This window comes from Streptomyces sp. NPDC049837, from assembly GCF_040674455.1.
Taxonomy (GTDB): Bacteria; Actinomycetota; Actinomycetes; order Streptomycetales; family Streptomycetaceae; genus Streptomyces.
In genome coordinates this window covers 86,680-105,472 of record NZ_JBFAMP010000010.1, presented here as the reverse complement: position 1 = coordinate 105,472, position 18,793 = coordinate 86,680, and the positions used below count along the sequence as shown (strand labels likewise).

The window sequence follows — 18,793 nt, the reverse complement described above, 5'->3', positions numbered from 1 at the left end:
CCGGTCGCAGCTCGCGACCGGGGCTCCGTCGTGCTGCCCCCGCTCAGGAGGAGAAGAGCATCCGTCCGAAGCTGCGGCGGTGGCCGTGGTGCCCGTGGTGCCCGTGCTGCGGAGCACCCCAGGCGGGGGCGTGCGGGGCCGGCGGCGCGGGCGGGGCCTGCTGGACCCACTGCGACTCCAGGCGGGTCAGCGCCTCCAGCTCGCCGAAGTCCAGGAAGATCCCCCGGCAGCCGCTGCACTGCTCGATCTGGACGCCATTGCGGTTGTAGGTGTGCATGGGGGCATGGCACTTGGGACACTGCATGCTCGGCTCAACTCCTCGCCGTTCGGATGGTGTCATCACCCTACGACGGAGGCACCGCGTCCAACTCGGGTGGGAGTGTCGCGATTCTGGTACAAGCTTCCACGACGCTCAGCTCGACCTCGTCCAACTCCCGCTCCTCGGCGGTGCTCTTGGCGATGGCCAGTGCGGCCGTCTGGACGGTCAGCGCGCGGGCCGGCACGTCCAGCCGGGGCCAGGGGTCCCCGCCGGCGGGTACGGCCGGACCGCCCGCCGCCCTGTAGGCGCCGAGGAACCGGTCCCACACCCCGGACGCCAGCAGCCCGGCCGCGTACCAGGCGGCGGGCCGGGCCAGGTCCCAGGCGGGGTCGCCGAGGCCGAGGTCGTCCACATCGATGAGCAGCCAGGGGCCCGTGCGCGCCGGGTGGCGGACGAGCTGGCCGAGGTGCAGGTCGCCGTGGCAGACCGCCGTACCCGGGCCGGGCGCCTCGTCGCGGGCCCAGGCGGGCAGCCCCTGCCAGGCGGCCAGCACCGGCGCGGCCGCCGGATGGGGCCCGGCCGCCCGCATGCGCGCCACCGCCCGGGCCGCCTTGGCGGGGCCGCGCATGGGCGGGAGCGGCCCGGGCAGCTCGGCGGGCGGTACGGAGTGGAGGCGGGCGAGCAGGGCGGCGGCCTCCTCCCAGGGGGCGGCGTCCGGGTCGCCGGGGTCCACGGGGCTGCCGTAAGGCCAGGCGGTGACCGGCCGGCCGTGCACCCCCGGCGCGGTCACCGGGAGGGGCGGCAGGAGGACCCCGGCGAGGCGCGGGTGGGCGGCGACGGCGAGCCGGGCGCGGTGGGCGGCGGCCTCGGTGTCCGGGGCGTGCGCCTTGGCGACGGCTCCACCGTGGCGGACGACGGTGCCGTCGGGGCGGTGGGCCAGAACGGTGCCGGTGTCGCCGCACGCCCGGCACGGCACGTCGGCGTGCGCGGCGCGCCGGGCGACGGCGCCGAGCTCCCGCACGAGTGGTTCGATCTCCTGCTGCACGCCCCGACCCTACGGGTCCGCGCCGACCTCCGGTGATGGCGCGGGTAGTGGGCCAGGGTCGGGGCCCCTCCGGGCTCACTTCCTCGCCGTCGGCGGGGTGCCCAAGCGGCTTCGTCACCGCTTCCCGCCGCCGATCGGCTGCGGGGGCGAAGGGCGGGCTTCCTTTACTGGCGCCCGAGGCCGCCGGCCTCGAGGAGGTGAGCCCGGAGGGGCCACGCCCCCACCCACCGGCAGTGGCCGGCGCGGCGCCCCGAGCGGCCGCCAAGAAGACAAAGCGGTGGCCGGCGGCTCCCCAGCCGCCGGCCACCGCTTGCCGTCCGCCGCACCCCCGTCCCCACGGGGTTGTTGGCCGGATGTCCCCGACCCGGGCCGCTCTCCCGGGCCTGGGGCGCCGCTCAGCGCCCCAGCATCACGCCCACGGACGACGCCTGTGTGACCACTGCTTCCCAGCCGCCGAAGACGACCACCAGGAGCGCGGCCAGAGGGAGAACCATGGCCGTGGCCACCAGTGGGTGACGACGTCCCGACGTGCGACCCTGCGTGCGGATCATCGTCCGCGTTGCCGTGTCCGCCATGGCTCCTCTCCTCTCATGTCCAGCAGCGGCGGGTGTCTGACCTCGGGGGACGAGTGCTGCACCCGCCGCTTGACCTCAACATTAGGGAAGCGGCGGCCCCCGGTCGTCATGCCCGCGTACCCATTGGCGGGCCTCCGCGAGGATGAGCCGGCACCGGATGGCGTACTCCCCTGGGTGGAGACTCGGCACCGGGTGTGAGGGTCTTCCCGGAGGGGCTTTAGGGCCCTGCGGGGCGCGTGACGGGGTGGGTGACGTCCCTCACGTCCACCGCGTCTCCCCGTACCGCCGCACCCGGCGGAGGATCAATCCCCCTTCAGCGAGGGGAGATTGGGGCAGCGAGCCGGTCGCGAGGGCCGACCGGCACTGACAATCGATCGGCCCGCGAGGGCGCGGCCTATGAGCGCGTCGGGGCGTGGGTACGTAAGCTGTGCCACGTCAAACGGACACCGGTGTAGCGGGGTGGGGCCTCCCCACCGTAGGTAGGGGACGGACATGGCGATGATGCGGCTCCGGCGCGAGGATCCGCGTGTCGTCGGCTCATTCAGGCTTCACCGGCGGCTCGGCGCGGGCGGGATGGGGGTCGTGTACCTCGGGTCCGACCGGCGCGGGCAGCGGGTGGCCCTGAAGGTGATCCGGCCGGATCTCGCCGAGGACCAGGAGTTCAGGTCGCGCTTCGCGCGCGAGGTGTCCGCCGCGCGGCGGATCCGCGGCGGGTGCACGGCACGGCTGGTCGCGGCCGACCTGGAGGCGGACCGGCCCTGGTTCGCCACCCAGTACGTACCCGGGCCGTCGCTGCACGACAAGGTCGCCGAGGAGGGCCCCCTGTCGGCGGCCGACGTGGCCGCCATCGGCGCCGCGCTCTCCGAGGGCCTGGTGGCCGTCCACGAGGCCGGGGTGGTCCACCGGGACCTGAAGCCGTCGAACATCCTCCTGTCCCCCAAGGGCCCGCGGATCATCGACTTCGGCATCGCCTGGGCGACCGGCGCGTCCACGCTCACCCACGTGGGTACGGCGGTGGGCTCGCCCGGCTTCCTCGCGCCCGAGCAGGTGCGGGGCGCGGCGGTGACCCCGGCGACGGACGTGTTCGCGCTGGGCGCGACGCTGGCGTACGCGGCCATGGCGGACTCGCCGTTCGGGCACGGCAGTTCCGAGGTCATGCTCTACCGGGTGGTGCACGAGGAGCCGCAGCTCCACGGCGTACCGGACGCGCTCGCCCCGCTCGTACGGGCCTGTCTCGCCAAGGACCCGGAGGAACGTCCCAGCACGCTGCAACTGTCCATGCGGCTCAAGGAGATCGCCGCGCGGGAGGCGCAGGGGCTGTCCGACGGCCGGCCGCCGGCGCCGCGTCCGGCCGCCAGGCCCCTGGACGACCGCCCCACGGGACGGCTGACCGAGCGCTACACGGAACGCACCACCCAGGGGCGCACCCCCGCCCCCGGGGCGCGTGGCGCGCAGGCTCCGCGCACCTCGTCGCCGCGCAATCCGTCACGCCCGCCGTCGCGGACGGGTGGCGGCGGCCGTACGGCGTCCCGGCCCGGCACCGGCGCGGGTGTGCGTACAGGGGCGGGCGGCGCGCGCCGGCCGGCGAACCCCCGGCTGCTGCGCCAGCGGATCTTCGTCTTCGTGGTCGTGACGCTGATCGTGCTGCTGGGCATCGCGGCCGCGCAGGGCCTTCAGGGATAGCGGCCGGTCAGGACTCGGGGCGCCCGGTGGCCACCGCGTAGAACGCGACGGCGGCCGCCGCGCCCACGTTGAGCGAGTCGACGCCGTGCGCCATCGGGATGCGCACCCACTCGTCGGCCGCCATCAGCGCCTTGGCGGACAGTCCCTCCCCCTCCGCGCCCAGCATCAGGGCGACCCGCTCCAGGCGGTGCGGGGCCGCCGCGTCGATGCTGGTGGCCTTCTCGTCTGGCGTCAGCGCGAGCAGTTTGAAGCCCGCCTCCCGTACCGCCTCCAGGCCCCGGGGCCAGGTTTCGAGGCGGGCGTACGGGACGGAGAAGACGGCGCCCATCGAGACCTTCACCGACCGGCGGTAGAGCGGGTCCGCGCAGTCCGGGGACAGCAGGACCGCGTCCATGCCGAGGGCGGCGGCGCTGCGGAAGATGGCACCGATGTTGGTGTGGTCGTTCACGCCCTCCATGACGACCACCCGGCGGGCGTCGGTGAGCAGTTCGTCCGCCGTGGGCAGCGGCTTGCGCTGCATGGAGGCGAGCGCGCCGCGGTGGACGTGGTAGCCGGTGACGCGTTCGGCGAGGTCCGGCGTCACCGCGTACACGGGCGCCGGGACCTCGTCGATGACGTCGCGCATGACGTCGACCCACTTGGCCGACAGCAGCATCGAGCGCATCTCGTACCCGGCCTGCCTGGCGCGGCGGATGACCTTCTCGCCCTCGGCGATGAACAGGCCCTCGGCGGGTTCGCGCTTGCGGCGCAGTTCGACGTCGGTCAGGCCCGTGTAGTCGCGCAGGCGCGGGTCGTCGGGGTCGTCGATGGTGATGAGATCGGCCACAGGGTGATACTGCCTTGTCCGGTGTGGGGTGCCAACGGTGTCAGTCGGTGCTCTTGTGCGGGCCCTCGGCGACGACCGGGCCGATGACGATCACGGCGGGCGGGCGCACGTCCTCCGCCCTGACCCGCTCGGCCACGGTGGCGAGCGTCGCGTCCACGCGCCGCTGGGAGGCCGTCGTGCCCTCCTGGATCAGTGCGAGGGGCGTGTCGGGGGCCTTGCCGTGGGCCACCAGCGCCTCGGCGATCGCCCCGATCTTGTCGACGCCCATGAGGATGACGAGGGTGCCGGTCAGTTTGGCGAGCGACGCCCAGTCGACGAGCGAGCGCGGGTCGTCGGGGGCGACGTGGCCGCTGACCACCGTGAACTCGTGCGCCACGCCCCGGTGGGTGACCGGGATGCCGGCCGCGCCCGGGACGCTGATCGAGCTGGAGATGCCGGGCACGACCGTGCAGGCGATGCCCGCCTCGGCCAGCGCCTGGGCCTCCTCCATGCCCCGGCCGAACACGAACGGGTCGCCGCCCTTGAGGCGGACCACGGACTTGCCGGCCTTGGCGTGCTCGATGAGGGCGTTGTTGATGGCCTCCTGCGCCATGAACCGGCCGTACGGGATCTTCGCCGCGTCGATCACCTCGACGTGCGGCGGCAGTTCGTCGAGCAGGTCGCGGGGGCCGAGGCGGTCCGCGATGACCACGTCCGCCTCGGCGAGCAGCCGACGGCCGCGCACGGTGATCAGGTCCGGGTCGCCGGGGCCGCCGCCGACCAGGGCGACGAAGGGGGTACGGGTGCGGTGGTGCGGCGCCGCGATGGAGCCGTCGCGCAGCCCCTCGACGATCGCGTCCCGCACGGCGGCGGAACGGCGCGGGTCGTGGCCGGTCAGCACGGCGACCGTGACACCCTCGCTGCGGCCGGTCGCCGGGGTCCAGGCGGTGGCCGCCTCGGCGTCGTCGGAGCGTACGCACCAGACGCGGTGGCGCTCGGCCTCGGCGGAGGCGCGGGCGTTGGCCTCGGGGTCGGTGGACGCGATCAGGGCGTACCAGGCATCGGCCAGGTCCCCGTCCTCGTACCGGCGCCTGACCCAGGTGATCTCGCCCGCCTCCGCCATGGCCTCGACGGACGGCGTCGCGGACGGGGAGACCAGGGTGATGTCGGCGCCGGCCGCGATGAGCGCGGGGAGGCGGCGCTGGGCGACCTGTCCGCCGCCGATGACGACGACGCGGCGCCCGGTCAGGCGCAGTCCGACGGGGTAGGCGGGGTGCTCGGCGTACTCGGCCATGGCGGTGCGGCTCCTCGGCGAGGCGGTGGTGCGGTGTGCGGGGCCGCTGCGACGGTGAAGCGGCTGGTGGGGCGGGGGGTGGAGCGGCGGTGGGGCGCTTGCGACCACCTTACGGTGCGGTGCGTCGGGGGCGCGGTGCGGAGGGGTTGCGGGGGGGGCTGACGCCCCCGCACCCCGGGCCGCGGCAGCTTCGCGCCGCGCCGGCGGCACGGGCCGCGCCCCGCACGGGCGGCTCCCGCCGCTTGGGCAACTCGCGCGCCGCCGCGCACCGGCACGGGCCCCACCGCACGGCGGGCCCGCATCGCGCGACGCGGGCACCACCGCCGGGGGCTACTTCTCCGTGACGCCCGCCGAGTCGAACGTGGCCACCTCGTGCATGGCGCGGGCGGCGCTCTGGATGACCGGGAGGGCGAGCAGGGCGCCGGTGCCCTCACCGAGGCGGAGGTCGAGGTCGACCAGGGGGCGGAGGCCCAGCTTGTTGAGGGCGGCGACGTGGCCGGGTTCGGCGCTGCGGTGGCCGGCGATGCAGGCCGCCAGGGACTCGGGCGCGATGGCGCGGGCCACGAGGGCCGCGGCACCCGCGCTGACGCCGTCGAGGACGACCGGCGTACGCAGCGACGCGCCGCCCAGGATGAAGCCGACGAGCGCCGCGTGCTCCAGGCCGCCGACGGCCGCGAGGACGCCGATGGGGTCGGCCGGGTCCGGCTGGTGGAGGTCCAGCCCGCGCCGGACGACGTCCACCTTGCGGGCGTGCATCTCGTCGTTGATGCCCGTGCCCCGGCCGGTGACCTCCGCCGGGTCGACGTCCGTGTAGACGGAGATCAGCGCGGCGGACACGGTGGTGTTCGCGATGCCCATCTCGCCGGTGAGCAGCGCCTTGTTGCCCGCGGCGACCAGGTCGCGGGCGGTCTCGATGCCCACCTCGATCGCGGCGAGGACCTCCTCGTGGCTGAGCGCGGGGCCGGTGGTGAAGTCGGCGGTGCCGGGGCGTACCTTGCGCGGCAGGAGGCCGGGCGTGGCGGGCAGGTCGCCGGCGACGCCCACGTCGATGACGCAGACCTCGGCGCCGACCTGGTTGGCGAACGCGTTGCAGACCGCGCCGCCGCCCAGGAAGTTGGCGACCATCTGGGCCGTCACCTCCTGCGGCCAGGCGGTGACGCCCTGGGCGTGGACGCCGTGGTCACCCGCGAAGATCGCCACGGCGGCGGGCTCCGGGATCGGCGGCGGACACATCCGGGACAGACCGGAGAGCTGGGCGGAGATGATCTCCAGCATGCCGAGCGCCCCGGCGGGCTTCGTCATGCGCTTCTGCCGCTCCCACGCCTCGCCGAGCGCCTTCGCGTCGAGCGGGCGGATGTTGGAGACCGTCTCCTGGAGCAGGTCGTGCGGCTCCTCGCCGGGCAGGGCACGGCGGCCGTACGTCTCCTCGTGGACGACCCAGGACAGCGGGCGGCGCTTGGACCAGCCCGCCTGCATCAGCTCGGGCTCCTCCGGGAACTCGTCGACGTAACCCACGCACAGGTACGCGACGACTTCGAGGTGCTCGGGCAGACCGAGGGCGCGGACCATCTCACGCTCGTCGAAGAAGCTGACCCAGCCGACGCCGAGGCCCTCGGCGCGGGCGGCGAGCCACAGGTTCTCGACGGCGAGCGCGGAGGAGTACGGCGCCATCTGCGGCTGGGTGTGGCGGCCCAGGGTGTGCCGGCCGCCGCGCGTGGGGTCGGCGGTGACGACGATGTTGACCGGGGTGTCGAGGATCGCCTCGATCTTCAGTTCCTTGAACTGCTTGGCCCGGCCCTTGGGCAGCGACTTGGCGTACGCCTCGCGCTGGCGCTGGGCGAGTTCGTGCATCGTGCGCCGGGTCTCGGCGGAACGGATGACGACGAAGTCCCAGGGCTGCGAGTGGCCGACGGACGGTGCCGTGTGGGCAGCTTCCAGGACGCGGAGGAGGACCTCGTGCGGGATCGGGTCGCTGCGGAAGCCGTTACGGATGTCACGGCGCTCGCGCATGACGCGGAGCACGGCCTCGCGCTCGACGTCGTCGTAGGCGGGGGCCGGGGCGCCGGGCTCCGGGGCGGCCGCCTCGGTGGCGTCGTCCGTGGCGGCGGGCTGCTCGGTGGCGTCCGCCTCCAGGATCTCGGGCTGCTGCTGCTCCGCGACGGGCACGGGCGCGGGCTCGGACTCGGCAGCCACCGGCTCCTCGGCCACCGGCTGGTCGGCCACCGGCTCCTCGGGCGCCGTGGGCTGCGCGGGCACGGGTACGGGCTCGGCCTGGACCGGCTGCTCGGGCGCGGGTGCGGGCTGCTCGGGCTCGGCCTGCTCGGGCGCGGCGACGGGCTCGGCGGGCACGGGCTGCTCGGCGACCACGGGCTGCTCGGCGGCCACCGGCGCGGCAACAACGGGTTCGGCGGGAACCGGCTGTTCGGCGGGCACGGGCTGTTCGGCCACCGGCTGCTCGGGGGCGGTGGCCTCGGCGGGCACGGGCTCGGCGGGAACCGGCTCGGCGGCCACGGGCTCGGCGGGCACCGGCTGCTCGGTCACCGGCTCGGGGGCCACCGGCTCGGCCTGGGCCTCGACGGGCTGGGCCTCGACGGGCTGGGCGGCGGGCTCCGGGGCCTGCTCCGCCGGGGCCGGGGAGCCGCCGTCGCGGGGGGCCGGGACGGTCACGGCGGCCTCCGGGGCGGGCTCCGGGGCGACGGCGACCGGTTCCGGGGCCGGTTCGGTGACCGGTTCGGGAGCGGGATCCGGTGCGGGCGGCGTGGGGGCGAGGTGCGGGGTGGTCGGGACGGAGCCCTCGACCGGGACGAACTGCGCGGCGGGCGCGGGCGCCGGTTCCGGAACGACCGTTTCTGCTGCGACAGGCTGCGGCATCTGGGGCGGCTGTGGCTGCTGTGACCACGGCTCCGGGCTCTGCGGCGGGAGCTCGCCGAGCTGGGGGCCGGGCAGCGCGGACGCCGGCTCCTCGCGCGGCACGTCCAGGTACTCCAGGCCGCCGGAGGTCGCCGGACCCGAAGGCGCCGGACCCGAGGTCGCCGGACCGGGGTTGGCGGGCCCGCGGTCGGCGAGCGAGCGGACGACCCCGGCCGAGGCGTCGGGCACCGGGGGGCCCATGTGGAGCGGGCGCCGTGCCGGGGCCGGGACGGATGCCGGGGCCTGGGCCTGGGCGTGCACGGGCTGCTCGGGCACCGGCGCGGTGGCCGGTTCCGGCATCCGTACGCCGGTCAGGTCGACCGATCCGGAGTCACGGCCACCGGCCTCGTGCGCTCCGGCCTCGTGGACGCCGGCCTCGTGCGCGGCCACCTCGTGGACGGCGGACTGCTCGTACACGGGAGCGGCCTGCTCCTGCACGGCCTGCTCCTGCGCGGCCGGCACGGCCTGCTCGTGCACGACCGGCTGGGGCTGCACGACCGGCTCGTACACGGGCTGGGCCTGCTGTGCCTGCTGGGCGGCCTGCTGCGCCTGCTGCTCGGCGACGATCGCCGCGCCGACCGGGTCCACCGGTGCGGAGGCCGTCGGGGGCATCGCCATCGGCGCGGGGGCCGGGGCGACGCCGGCGTGCGGCTCGCTCCAGGCTCCCTGCGACCCCGGCATCAGCAGCAGGTCGTCGTCCTCGGCAGCGTTCTCGGAGGGGTCGAGGAAGGTGTACGCACCCGGAGCGGGGATGCCCGGCTGCTCCACCATGCCCGCGCTCTCCGGCTGCCCCTCGCCCGGGACCTGGCCGGTGTCAGTCATGCGTACCCCTCGCCCATCGGTTGTGCTCCTTCAGACCGTCGCCCGCCAACAAGAACGAGCGTGCGCGCCGCGCGGCACGAACGGCACGCGGACATCACGTATTGTCGCGGCCTTCGGCCGCCGTGGCAGCGTGATCCGCCACCGTCGGCTGTGGACTGCGCCACGTTGCGCAACCCCCCGGTAGCGCTGTACCACATCTCACCCCTCAAAGGGGTCCCTTTTTCCGGACATTGGCGAAGAAACCGCCGAACGCCCGGCTGCGGTACAACGATCGGCCAGCCTACCTTCCGTCCCGTAGTGACATGGTCACGGGGAGGGCGCCGACCTGTGTCCGGACAGCAGGAAGACGACCGAGCGGTCGCGTTCCGTCCAGGCGCCGGGGTCGAGTTCGACGGACTGGAGGAGCGCGCACTCGACCGTGTACCCGCCGTCCGTGAGCGCCGCGCCGATGGCCTCCGCCTCGTCCCGGGTGGTGGCGTGCGCGACGATCCGCTCGGGGCGGCGGTCCGCGCAGGCGGCGACGACGGCCACTCCCCCGCCCCCGACGCGTACGACGTCGGGCTCCGGCAGCCGCTCCAGCACGTGCGGCGCGCGGCCCGCCACGGTCTGGACCTGGACGCCGAAGTGGCGCGCGGCGGCCTCGGTGCGGGCGCACGCGGCCGGGTCCTCGTCGACGGCGATCACGGCCGCGCCGAACCGCGCGGCCTCCACGGCCAGCGCCCCGGCGCCACAGCCGATGTCCCAGACGAGGTCGCCGGTGCGCGGGCCGAGGCGGGCGAGCTGGGCGGCGCGGAGCTCGGCCGACTCGCCGGTGCGGAGGTCGCCGCCGTACGCGTGCGCGGGCAGCCCCCAGCCGCGTACCGCTCCGGGGTCGCGGCCCATCAGCCAGCCCCCGCCCTGCGCCGCCGTCGCGGACCCGCCGATGACGATGACGACGTTGGGGTCCCGCCAGGTGTGGTCGGCGGCCTTGTCGGAGGTGAGGACGGTGACCTGCTCGCGCTCGGTGCCGAGTTCCTCGCAGATGACGAAGGTGCGGTGGACACCGTCGAGGAGGAGGGCGAGTTCGGCGGGTCCGGCGCCCGGGGAGGTGAGCACGGCGACCTTCGGGTGGGCCCGGCACACGTTGACGGCGCGGCGCAGCGTACGGCTGTGGGCGACGACGATCTGGGCGTCGTCCCAGGGCATTCCGGCGCGGGCGAAGGCGGCGGCGACGGAGGAGACGGCGGGCACCACTTCGACCTCCAGGCCGTGCTGGGGTGCGCGCAGGGTGCGGACGACGCCGAAGAAGCCGGGGTCGCCGTCGGCGAGGACGACGGCGGTGCCGCGGTGGGCGGCGATGCGGCGGGCGGCGAGGTCGACGCTGCCGAGGCGGATGCGTTCGGCGGCGGGCGGGATTTCCGGGAGCGCCAGGTGGTGGCCGGCTCCGGCCACCAGGGTGGCGGCCGAGAGGGCGGACCTGGCGGCCGCGGTGAGGGGCGAGCCGTCCCAGCCGATCACCGTGACCCGGTCGGCCATCTTCGTCTGTCTCCTGGAGTGTTGGTGCAGGTCGGGGTGGAGTGCTCGTGAGCGTACCGGGTGTCAGTTCCAGTCGGTGAACGAGGAGTATCCGGCGTCGGTGAACTGGTCGGCGGCGCCTTCGAGGTCCTCGGGGAGCAGGCTCCACACGATCAGGTCGGTCCGGATGTCGGTCCAGCCGCCGTCCTCCGTCTGGGTGCGCGCTATCCAGGCGTTGCGCAGCACGCCTTCGCTGATACAGCCGATCTTCTGGGCGACCTGCTGGGAGGCGGTGTTGTCGGCGGCGGTGCGCAGTTCGAGGCGTTCGAAGCGCTGGTCGCGGAAGAGCCATTGAGCGACGGCGAGGACGGATTCGGTGGCGTATCCCTCGCCGCGGGCCCAGGGGGCGGTGACGTAGGCGACTTCGGTGGCGCGGGTGCGCCAGTTGGTGTTGCGGAGGTGGATGGTGCCGACGAGTCGCTGGGTGAGGAACTCGGTGACGGCGAGGACGACGCCGCGCCCCTCGGTGCGCTCCGAAGGAGCGATCCTGCGCACCCACTCCTCGGCGTCGGCGGTGGTGTACGGGTGCGGTACGGAGGTCCAGGCGACGACCATCTCGTCGTTCATCATCTCGGTGTGCGCGGGGATGTCCGACTCCTCGTAGGGGCGCAGCACCAACCGTTCCGTGCTGATGGAGATGTCCGGAAAGGTGGTAGTCATGCGCAGCTCCATGCCGGGGACCGTCCGTAAAGGCCGTGAACGCACAGCATGCAGCATGCAGTCGCCGGTGTGCATGGCCGGGTCGGTACGGATACGTCGATACGCGAGAGGCCCCGCGCACCGGACGGGGTGCGCGGGGCCTGGCCCTTGAGGAGGCTGCTTACTTCGCCGCGGTTACTTCACCGCGCCGAAGGCGGGGACGATGGAGCCGTCCTTGTAGGTGTCCTCGATGTACTTCTTCACCTCGGGCGAGTTGAGGAGCTTGGCGAGCTTCTGCACGCGCGCGTCCTTCTCGTTGCCCTTCTTCACGGCGAGGAAGTTGGCGTACGGGTTGCCTTCGGCCTTCTCCAGGGCGAGGGCGTCCTTGGCGGGGCTGAGCTTGGCCTCGATGGCGTAGTTGCCGTTGATGACGGCGGCGTCGACGTCGTTCAGGGCTCGGGGCACGGTGGCGGCCTCCAGCTCCTTGAACTCCAGGCCCTTCTTGTCCTTGATGTCGGACAGTTTGCCGTTGGCGCCGACGCCGTCCTTGAGGGTGATGACGCCGTTGTCGGCGAGCAGCTTGAGCGCGCGGCCGCCGTTGGTGGTGTCGTTGGGGACGGCGACGGTCTGGCCGGCCTTGAGGTCCTTCAGGGACTTCAGCTTCTTGGAGTAGAGGCCGAGGGGCTCCAGGTGGACGTTGACGACCGGGACGATGGTGGTGTTGTTCTTCTTGTTGAAGTCGTCCAGGTACGGCTTGTGCTGGAAGTAGTTGGCGTCGACCTGGCCGCTCTGGGTGGCGGTGTTCGGCAGGACGTAGTCCGTGAACTCCTTCACCTCCAGCTTCAGGCCGGCCTTCTCGGCCAGGTTGTCCTTGACGTAGGTGAGGATGTCGGCGTGCGGCGTCGGGGACGCGGCGACGACGAGCGGCGCGGACGCGTCGGCCTTGCCGCCCTCGGACTTCGAGGACGGGTCGGAGGCCGTGCCGCAGGCGGTCAGGCCGAGGGCGAGCGCGGTGATGGTGGCGAAGGCGCCGGTGAGCTTGATGTTCTTACGCACGAAAAGTGCCTCTTTCTGGTGGTGCGGACAACGCCCGGACAAGGAGTGCGGGCTGTTCTTCGGGGGAAGTCAGGGGGAGGTCAGGACGCGGTGCGGCCCCGGCGGGCGAGCAGGCGTACGGCCAGGTCGCCGATGAGCTGGATGACCGTGACGATGACGATCAGCAGCACGACGGTGATGAGCATGAAGCCGGTCTCGAAGCGCTGGTAGCCGTAGGTGATGACCTTGGAGCCGAGCCCCTCGCCGCCGACGGCGCCGGCCAGTGCCGAGTAGCTGATCAGCGTGATCACGGTGGTGGTGAGGGCGGCGATCAGGGACGGCAGGGCCTGCGGGAGCAGCACCTTCCACACGATCGTCGGGATGCCGCCGCCCATGGACTGGACGGCTTCTACGAGCCCGTGGTCGACCTCGCGGATCGCGGTCTCGACCAGGCGCGCGAAGAACGGGATGGCGCCGATGGACAGCGGCACGATCATCGCGGTGGGGCCGATGAAGGTGCCGACCACGAGGGTGGTGACGGGGATCAGGGCGACCAGCAGGATGATGAACGGCAGCGAGCGGCCGATGTTCACGATCACGCCGATGGCCTTGTTCACCGGCCGGTTCTGGAGCAGTCCGCCCTTGTCGGTCAGGACGAGGAGGACGCCCAGCGGCAGGCCGCCGATGACGGTGACGACGGTGGACCACAGCACCATGTAGAGCGTGTCGATGGTGCCCTGCTCCAGCAGGGGCCGCATCTCTTCCCAGGTCACTTCGCGATCTCCTTGACCAGCAGCTCTTCGGTGCCGTTGCCGGCTTCGGTGCCACCGGTGACGTCGGTGGCGTCGATGACGTCGACCTGGAGGCCCTGCTCGCGCAGGAACCCGACGGGGACGACGTTCTCCTCGTAACGGCCGGGCAGTTCGATGCGCATGCGGCCGATCTGCTTGCCGCCGACGGTGTCCATGGCGGCGCCGAGGATCGAGATGTCGACGTTGTACGTGCGGGAGAGCTGGGAGATCACCGGCTGGGTGGCGGACTCGCCGTGGAACGTGACGTCGAGGACCGTGCGGTCGGGCCCGGTGGCCTCGCCGGTCACCGGGAAGAGCTCCTGGGCCAGCTCGGAGCCGGGGGTGGCGAGGAGTTCGGCGACGGTGCCGGACTCGACGACGCGGCCCTTCTTCATCAGGGCGGCGGAGTCGCAGATCTGCTTGACGACGTCCATCTCGTGGGTGATGAGCAGGACGGTCAGGCCGAGCTGCCGGTTGAGGTCGCGCAGCAGTTGGAGGATGGAGCGGGTGGTCTCGGGGTCCAGGGCGCTGGTGGCCTCGTCGGAGAGCAGCACCTTGGGGTTGCCGGCGAGCGCCCGGGCGATGCCGACGCGCTGCTTCTGGCCGCCGGAGAGCTGGCCCGGGTACGCCTTGGCCTTGTCGGCGAGGCCGACGAGGTCGAGCAGTTCGAGGGCGCGGCGGGAGCGGTCGGTGCCGGGGACGCCGAGGATCTCCAGGGGCAGTTCGACGTTGTCCTTGACGGTGCGTGAGGACAGCAGGTTGAAGTGCTGGAAGACCATGCCGATGCGGCTGCGCGCCCGGCGCAGGTCCTTGCCCGCGCGGCGGCCGCGTCCGGCGAGCGCGGTGAGGTCGACGCCGTCGACCGTCACGGTGCCGGAGGTGGGGCGCTCCAGGAGGTTGACGCAGCGGATGAGCGAGGACTTGCCGGCGCCGCTCTGTCCGATGACGCCGAAGACCTCGCCTTCGCGGACATGCAGGTCGACGCCGTCCAGAGCGGTGACCTGGCGGCCTCGCGACTCGTAGACCTTGGTCAGGCCCGTAGTGGTGATCACAGGGGTTTCCGTCACTGTCGAGTGCACGGCGCGGTGTCCGCCGGGCACGGGGCATTCGTCATTCCGACGCGCGGCACGGCTGGTTCGGCGGGTGGCCGGGGGTGGCACGTGCGCGGGGCAGGCGCGGTCCGTCGGCTTCGGTCGCGTACGGACACGGCATGGCTGTCGGGTCTCGCTTCGGGGCGCGAGGCTCGGTCAGGGGCCCTCAGAAGGCGCACATTCGACACATACAACGAGCACCGGGCGTCGTCATCGCCTCGGTCGCAAGGGTGCGGTAGCTCGTCGTGGTCATGCGGGTCAGTAAACCAGACGCCTTGTCGGGGCCCGGGCGGCTGTCCGAATAGCGGACTGCCGGTGTACGTCATGCGGACGCCAGGGCCCCCGTGGTGATCTCCACTCCACCCGCCGTGGCCTGCGCGGACACCTCGGAGAGGTCGGTGACCACCGCGTCGGCGACCAGTTCGGAGCGGTCGTGCGTTGTGGCCAAGGCCACGGTCGTCATACCGGCGGCGCGGCCGGCCGTCAGCCCGGCGGGGGCGTCCTCGAAGACCACGCAGCGCGCCGGGTCGACGCCGAGCTTGGTGGCGGCGAGCAGGTAGGGCTCGGGGTCGGGCTTGCCGCGTGTGATGTCCTCGGCGGCGATGACGACCGGGGCGTCGATGCCGGCCTCGCGCAGCCGGGCCTCGGCGAGCGGCCGGGTCGCGGAGGTGACGACGGCCCAGCGGACCTCCGCAAGGGAGCCGAGGAGCGCCTTGGTGCCGGGCAGCAGTTCCACGCCGCCGGGTACGTCCTCGACCTCCAGCCGCTCGATCCGGGCGAGGGCCTCGGGTATCAGGCCGGCGGGCAGCAACTCGGCGATGATCTCCACGGCGGGGCGGCCGTGCAGCTCGACCCGGGCGAAGTCGTCGGCGGCGATGCCGTACTCCTCGGCCCACCTGCTCCAGCAGCGCTGGACGGACTCCAGGGAGGAGACGAGGGTTCCGTCGTTGTCGAACAGGAGGGCTTCGGCGTGGATCTTCATGGTCATGGAGCCTACGTTTCCGCCGCCGGGGGCGGTCGCACCGGGTCTTTTGGCCCGTAATAGTCTCGGGCGCATGCTTGACGCCCTGACGGTCGCGGTCTCCGTGGCCGCGCTCGCCCTCGCCGCCTGGTGCGGCTTCGCCGCGTACCGGGACCAGCCGACGAAGGACTGGCACTTCATCGGCATGGCCGTGGTGTCCGTGCTGGCGCTGCTCCAGCTCGTGGTCGGGGTCGTGCAGCTCGCCCGGGGTGAGAAGGCCGACGAGGGCACGGCGATCTTCCTGGCGTACTTGATCGGCGCGCTGTGCGCGGTGCCGGCGGCGGGCTTCCTGTCGCTGGCGGAACGCAGCCGCTGGGGCTCGGCGACCGTCACGGCGGGCGCGGTGGTGCTGGCGGTGCTGGAAGTGCGCCTCTACGACATCTGGACGGCCTGAGATGGCGGGGCGCGGTCTGGCCAAGGGTCCCGGCATGCTGCTGGTGTGGCTGTACGGGGTGATGTCGGTCGGCGCGGTGTCGCGGTCGGCGTTGCAGATCGCCACCGAGTTCGGCCGGGCGCCGCTGGCGTACACGCTGTCGGCGCTGGCGGCCGTGGTGTACGTGTTCATCACGTACACGCTGGTACGGGGCGGGGAGACGGCCCGCAAGGCGGCGCTGGTGTGCTGCGCCGCCGAGCTGGTGGGCGTCATGACCGTGGGGACGTGGACGCTGGCCGATCCCGGCGCGTTCCCGGACGCCACGGTCTGGTCCGACTACGGATACGGGTACGTCTTCATCCCGGTGCTGCTGCCGGTGACCGGGATCCTGTGGCTGCGGAAGGCTAGGCGGCCTTCTCCAGCGTGACCATGGTCAGGCGCGGGCCCACTTCGTGGGTGGCGACGGTTTCGTACCCCTTCTTGCGGTAGAGGCGCAGGTTGCCCTCGCTGCGGTGGCCGGTGAAGAGCTGGAAGCGCTTGGCGGCGGGCGACGGGTCGGTGGCGAAGTACTCCTCGATGGCGTCCAGGAGGCGGCCGCCGAGGCCGTGGCGGCGCAGCCGCGGATGGACGATGAGCTTGCCGATCCTGGCGGTGCCGGTGTCGTCGAGCTCCCCGCGTACGGAGGCGATGACCTCGTCTCCGAGCCGGGCGACGAGGGCGTGGCCGCGTTCGATTTCGGCCTTCAGGTCGTCGAGGGACTGGGTGAGGGGCTCGATGCTGTAGTCACCGTAGAGCTCGGCCTCGCTCTGGTAGCACAGGTACTGCAACTTGAGGATCTGTTCGGCGTCCTGCGCGCTTGCCGCTGAGATGGTCACGCTCATGCCCATGTATGCATGCCTCCGGCTCACCTGATCCGCCCTGTGGGTCTACCGCTCCTTTCCCCGATGTTCAGGAACGGCAACCTCTGCCGTGAGCATTCTGCGCAGGCATCCCAGGCAACGGGAACGCATTGGCCCCAAACTGCCTTGTGAGATACCCAACTCCCCTGCGATTTCGCGGTAGGTGGGGTCGGCGGGCGACAACATCGCAGTCAGCAGGCGCCGGCAGTGGACGGGCGTGCGGGCGACGGCGGTACGCAGCGCCCGGCGCCGTTCGGCGACGAGGGCGGCGCTCTCCGGCCCCGCGTCCGACACGGGCTCGTGGGCGGTGTAGGGCAGTTCGCGCACGACGGTGCGCCGGGCGCGGCGGGCTTCGGCCCGGACGGCCCGGCGCAGCCAGTCGGCGGGGCGCCGGGGCATGCCGGGGCCGCCGTCGAGGCGCTCCAGGAGCCTGAGCCAGACGGCTTGTTGCAGGTCGCCGGGTTCGACCCCGGCGGCCGCGGCCTCCGCCTCGCACTCGGCGGCGAGCAGCGCGGTGAGGCCGCGGAATTGTTCGGGGAGGGTGGGGGGCTGGTCGGAGCCTGTTTCGGAGGGTGCTGCGGGGCCTGCTTCGGGGGGCGTCCCGGGATGGGTCGCGGGATGGGTTTCGGGGGGTGTCATGCCGGCCACGACACGGCACAGCCGCTGCCCGGTTGCCGCCGCCGCCCGAAACCGCCCGTCCGGGCGGCGCGCGGAACGCCGGACTGACGCGGCCGGCCGGGGCGCGAGGGGTTCGCCTCGCGCCCCGGCGGGGTCAGCGGGCGGCGCGGAAGTCCGCCGCGGCCAGCAGGCCGGTGTCCGGCTGGTCGGTGAAGATGCCGTCGATGCCGGTGGCGAAGTACGCCCGGTACGCGCCGAAGACGTCCCCGTACGCCGCCGGGTCCGTACCCCGGCGGAAGTCGGCCGGCAGGAAGGTGTTCTCGTTGCGCAGCGTGTACGGGTGGAGGACCAGGCCCTTGGCGTGCGCGTCACGCACCAGGGTGGTCGGCTTGCCGAGCTTGCCGTCCTTGTCCTTGGGGATGACCAGGTCGAGCAGGGGGCCGATGCCCTGTGCGTAGGAGGCGATCCACTTCAGGCCCTCGGGCGTGATGAGGTCGGCGACCGTGCGCGGGTCGCCCGCCTCGCGGAAGTCCCACGGCCGGTCGTCCGGCGTCCACAGCAGCACGACGCGGGGCGTGGAGACGAGCTTGGCCATCCGCTGCATGCTGGTCGGTTCGAACGACTGGAGGAACGTCGGCGAGTCCGCGCCGTGGCGTCCGTACCGGCGCAGCAGCTTGGCCAGCGGCTCCTCCAGGGCGAGGCCGAGCTTCCGGAAGTAGGTGGGGTGCTTGGTCTCGACGTACAGCCAGACGGGGCGGCCCCGGCGGCGGCCCTCCTTGTCGGCCCAGCGCAGCACCTCCTCGAAGGTGGGTATGGTCCAGCGCCCGTCGTACACGGTGTTCTCCTGGCGGGTGCCGGGGATACGTTCCTTCGCGCGGAGCGTCTTCAGCTCGGCGAGGGTGAAGTCCTCGGTGAACCATCCGGTCAACTTGGTGCCGTCGACGGTCTTGGTGGTCTTGCGGGAGGCGAACTCGGGGTGGTCGGCGACATCCGTCGTCCCGGTGATGTCGTTCTCGTGGCGGCAGACCAGGTGGCCGTCCTTGGTCGGGACGAGGTCCTGCTCGATGACGTCCGCGCCCATGTCGAGGGCGAGCTGGTAGGAGCCGAGGGTGTGCTCGGGCCGGTAACCGCTGGCGCCCCGGTGGGCGATGACCGTCGGCACGGGCAGGCGCGGGTGCGAGCCGGACGGGCGCCCGTGCGCCTGCGCCGCGGTGCCGCCCGCGCCCACGGAGAGAGCGGCCGAGCCGAGGACCGCCGCGGCTCCCAGCACGGTCCGGCGGGCGGGGCTGCTGTGCGCACCCTGTGTCATGGAGGCTCCTTCGACGAGCGTATTTCGGACTGCTGAGCGACTGCTGAGCGAGGCCCGATCGTAGGCAGCG

Annotated in this window: 18 protein-coding genes; 3 read left to right on the top strand and 15 right to left on the bottom strand. The window is 73.3% G+C overall.

Annotation, left to right across the window (positions count from 1 at the left end):
• Positions 1-43: 43 nt before the first annotated feature.
• The 3 genes from AB0J57_RS25900 to AB0J57_RS25890 form a co-directional block, all read right to left on the bottom strand.
• The gene (locus tag AB0J57_RS25900; RefSeq protein ID WP_366130681.1) at positions 44-304 is read right to left on the bottom strand and encodes a zf-TFIIB domain-containing protein; all 261 of its coding nucleotides are present in this window, start codon (positions 302-304) and stop codon (positions 44-46) included.
• Positions 305-344: 40 nt separating this feature from the next.
• On the bottom strand, positions 345-1,304 hold the full coding sequence (locus AB0J57_RS25895) for an aminoglycoside phosphotransferase family protein (protein WP_366130680.1): 960 nt from the start codon (positions 1,302-1,304) through the stop codon (positions 345-347).
• A 395-nt stretch (positions 1,305-1,699) separates the two neighbouring features.
• A complete protein-coding gene (locus AB0J57_RS25890; protein WP_084897469.1) occupies positions 1,700-1,879 on the bottom strand; it encodes a hypothetical protein in 180 nt (59 codons plus the stop codon).
• A gap of 492 nt (positions 1,880-2,371) precedes the next feature.
• Between AB0J57_RS25890 and AB0J57_RS25885 the strand changes: the two genes are divergently transcribed.
• A complete protein-coding gene (locus tag AB0J57_RS25885) occupies positions 2,372-3,562 on the top strand; it encodes a serine/threonine-protein kinase (RefSeq protein ID WP_366130679.1) in 1,191 nt (396 codons plus the stop codon).
• A gap of 7 nt (positions 3,563-3,569) precedes the next feature.
• On the opposite strand, the gene AB0J57_RS25880 is transcribed toward AB0J57_RS25885, so the two are convergent.
• The 9 genes from AB0J57_RS25880 to AB0J57_RS25840 form a co-directional block, all read right to left on the bottom strand.
• Entirely contained in the window at positions 3,570-4,388 is an 819-nt protein-coding gene (locus AB0J57_RS25880; protein ID WP_366130678.1) for an RNA methyltransferase, read from the bottom strand.
• Between the two features lie 40 nt (positions 4,389-4,428).
• Positions 4,429-5,661: a uroporphyrinogen-III C-methyltransferase gene (cobA, locus tag AB0J57_RS25875; RefSeq protein ID WP_366130677.1), complete on the bottom strand. Its 1,233-nt coding sequence runs from the start codon at positions 5,659-5,661 to the stop codon at positions 4,429-4,431.
• Between the two features lie 330 nt (positions 5,662-5,991).
• On the bottom strand, positions 5,992-9,393 hold the full coding sequence (gene cobT / locus AB0J57_RS25870) for a nicotinate-nucleotide--dimethylbenzimidazole phosphoribosyltransferase (RefSeq protein ID WP_366130676.1): 3,402 nt from the start codon (positions 9,391-9,393) through the stop codon (positions 5,992-5,994).
• Between the two features lie 306 nt (positions 9,394-9,699).
• The gene (cbiE, locus tag AB0J57_RS25865; RefSeq protein ID WP_366130675.1) at positions 9,700-10,908 is read right to left on the bottom strand and encodes a precorrin-6y C5,15-methyltransferase (decarboxylating) subunit CbiE; all 1,209 of its coding nucleotides are present in this window, start codon (positions 10,906-10,908) and stop codon (positions 9,700-9,702) included.
• Positions 10,909-10,971: 63 nt separating this feature from the next.
• Positions 10,972-11,619 carry a GNAT family N-acetyltransferase gene (locus AB0J57_RS25860; protein ID WP_366130674.1) on the bottom strand — a complete coding sequence of 216 codons (648 nt, stop codon included), beginning with the start codon at positions 11,617-11,619 and terminating at the stop codon, positions 10,972-10,974.
• A 162-nt stretch (positions 11,620-11,781) separates the two neighbouring features.
• On the bottom strand, positions 11,782-12,642 hold the full coding sequence (locus AB0J57_RS25855; RefSeq protein WP_366130673.1) for a MetQ/NlpA family ABC transporter substrate-binding protein: 861 nt from the start codon (positions 12,640-12,642) through the stop codon (positions 11,782-11,784).
• Between the two features lie 80 nt (positions 12,643-12,722).
• On the bottom strand, positions 12,723-13,394 hold the full coding sequence (locus tag AB0J57_RS25850) for a methionine ABC transporter permease (RefSeq protein WP_366130672.1): 672 nt from the start codon (positions 13,392-13,394) through the stop codon (positions 12,723-12,725).
• Entirely contained in the window at positions 13,391-14,464 is a 1,074-nt protein-coding gene (locus AB0J57_RS25845) for an ATP-binding cassette domain-containing protein (protein ID WP_366130671.1), read from the bottom strand. The genes AB0J57_RS25850 and AB0J57_RS25845 overlap by 4 nt, the downstream gene beginning before the upstream one ends.
• Positions 14,465-14,825: 361 nt before the next feature.
• The gene (locus AB0J57_RS25840; protein WP_366130826.1) at positions 14,826-15,485 is read right to left on the bottom strand and encodes an HAD family hydrolase; all 660 of its coding nucleotides are present in this window, start codon (positions 15,483-15,485) and stop codon (positions 14,826-14,828) included.
• 73 nt (positions 15,486-15,558) lie between these two features.
• Between AB0J57_RS25840 and AB0J57_RS25835 the strand changes: the two genes are divergently transcribed.
• Positions 15,559-15,918, top strand: a complete 360-nt coding sequence (locus tag AB0J57_RS25835; protein WP_366130670.1) for a hypothetical protein — start codon at positions 15,559-15,561, stop codon at positions 15,916-15,918.
• A 1-nt stretch (position 15,919) separates the two neighbouring features.
• Complete coding sequence (locus tag AB0J57_RS25830) at positions 15,920-16,324, top strand: hypothetical protein (RefSeq protein ID WP_366130669.1); 405 nt, start codon at positions 15,920-15,922, stop codon at positions 16,322-16,324.
• Here the strand turns inward: AB0J57_RS25830 and AB0J57_RS25825 are convergent.
• From AB0J57_RS25825 to AB0J57_RS25815, 3 genes are all read right to left on the bottom strand, one after another.
• Positions 16,302-16,784: a GNAT family N-acetyltransferase gene (locus AB0J57_RS25825; protein WP_366130668.1), complete on the bottom strand. Its 483-nt coding sequence runs from the start codon at positions 16,782-16,784 to the stop codon at positions 16,302-16,304. The two genes, AB0J57_RS25830 and AB0J57_RS25825, sit on opposite strands and share 23 nt — an antisense overlap.
• Positions 16,785-16,823: 39 nt before the next feature.
• On the bottom strand, positions 16,824-17,435 hold the full coding sequence (locus AB0J57_RS25820) for a sigma-70 family RNA polymerase sigma factor (protein WP_366130667.1): 612 nt from the start codon (positions 17,433-17,435) through the stop codon (positions 16,824-16,826).
• Between the two features lie 133 nt (positions 17,436-17,568).
• Positions 17,569-18,723 (bottom strand): glycerophosphodiester phosphodiesterase, encoded by a 1,155-nt coding sequence (locus AB0J57_RS25815; protein WP_366130666.1) that lies wholly within the window; start codon positions 18,721-18,723, stop codon positions 17,569-17,571.
• Positions 18,724-18,793: the final 70 nt, after the last annotated feature.

Coding starts and splice junctions, on each gene's coding strand:
- AB0J57_RS25835 (WP_366130670.1), top strand. CDS start 15,559: ATGCTTGACGCCCTGACGGTCGCGGTCTCCGTGGCCGCGCTCGCCCTC.
- AB0J57_RS25890 (WP_084897469.1), bottom strand. CDS start 1,879: ATGGCGGACACGGCAACGCGGACGATGATCCGCACGCAGGGTCGCACG.
- AB0J57_RS25820 (WP_366130667.1), bottom strand. CDS start 17,435: ATGACACCCCCCGAAACCCATCCCGCGACCCATCCCGGGACGCCCCCC.
- AB0J57_RS25815 (WP_366130666.1), bottom strand. CDS start 18,723: ATGACACAGGGTGCGCACAGCAGCCCCGCCCGCCGGACCGTGCTGGGA.
- AB0J57_RS25900 (WP_366130681.1), bottom strand. CDS start 304: ATGCAGTGTCCCAAGTGCCATGCCCCCATGCACACCTACAACCGCAAT.
- AB0J57_RS25830 (WP_366130669.1), top strand. CDS start 15,920: ATGGCGGGGCGCGGTCTGGCCAAGGGTCCCGGCATGCTGCTGGTGTGG.
- AB0J57_RS25885 (WP_366130679.1), top strand. CDS start 2,372: ATGGCGATGATGCGGCTCCGGCGCGAGGATCCGCGTGTCGTCGGCTCA.
- AB0J57_RS25825 (WP_366130668.1), bottom strand. CDS start 16,784: ATGGGCATGAGCGTGACCATCTCAGCGGCAAGCGCGCAGGACGCCGAA.
- cobT (WP_366130676.1), bottom strand. CDS start 9,393: ATGACTGACACCGGCCAGGTCCCGGGCGAGGGGCAGCCGGAGAGCGCG.
- AB0J57_RS25840 (WP_366130826.1), bottom strand. CDS start 15,485: ATGAAGATCCACGCCGAAGCCCTCCTGTTCGACAACGACGGAACCCTC.
- cobA (WP_366130677.1), bottom strand. CDS start 5,661: ATGGCCGAGTACGCCGAGCACCCCGCCTACCCCGTCGGACTGCGCCTG.
- cbiE (WP_366130675.1), bottom strand. CDS start 10,908: ATGGCCGACCGGGTCACGGTGATCGGCTGGGACGGCTCGCCCCTCACC.
- AB0J57_RS25860 (WP_366130674.1), bottom strand. CDS start 11,619: ATGGAGCTGCGCATGACTACCACCTTTCCGGACATCTCCATCAGCACG.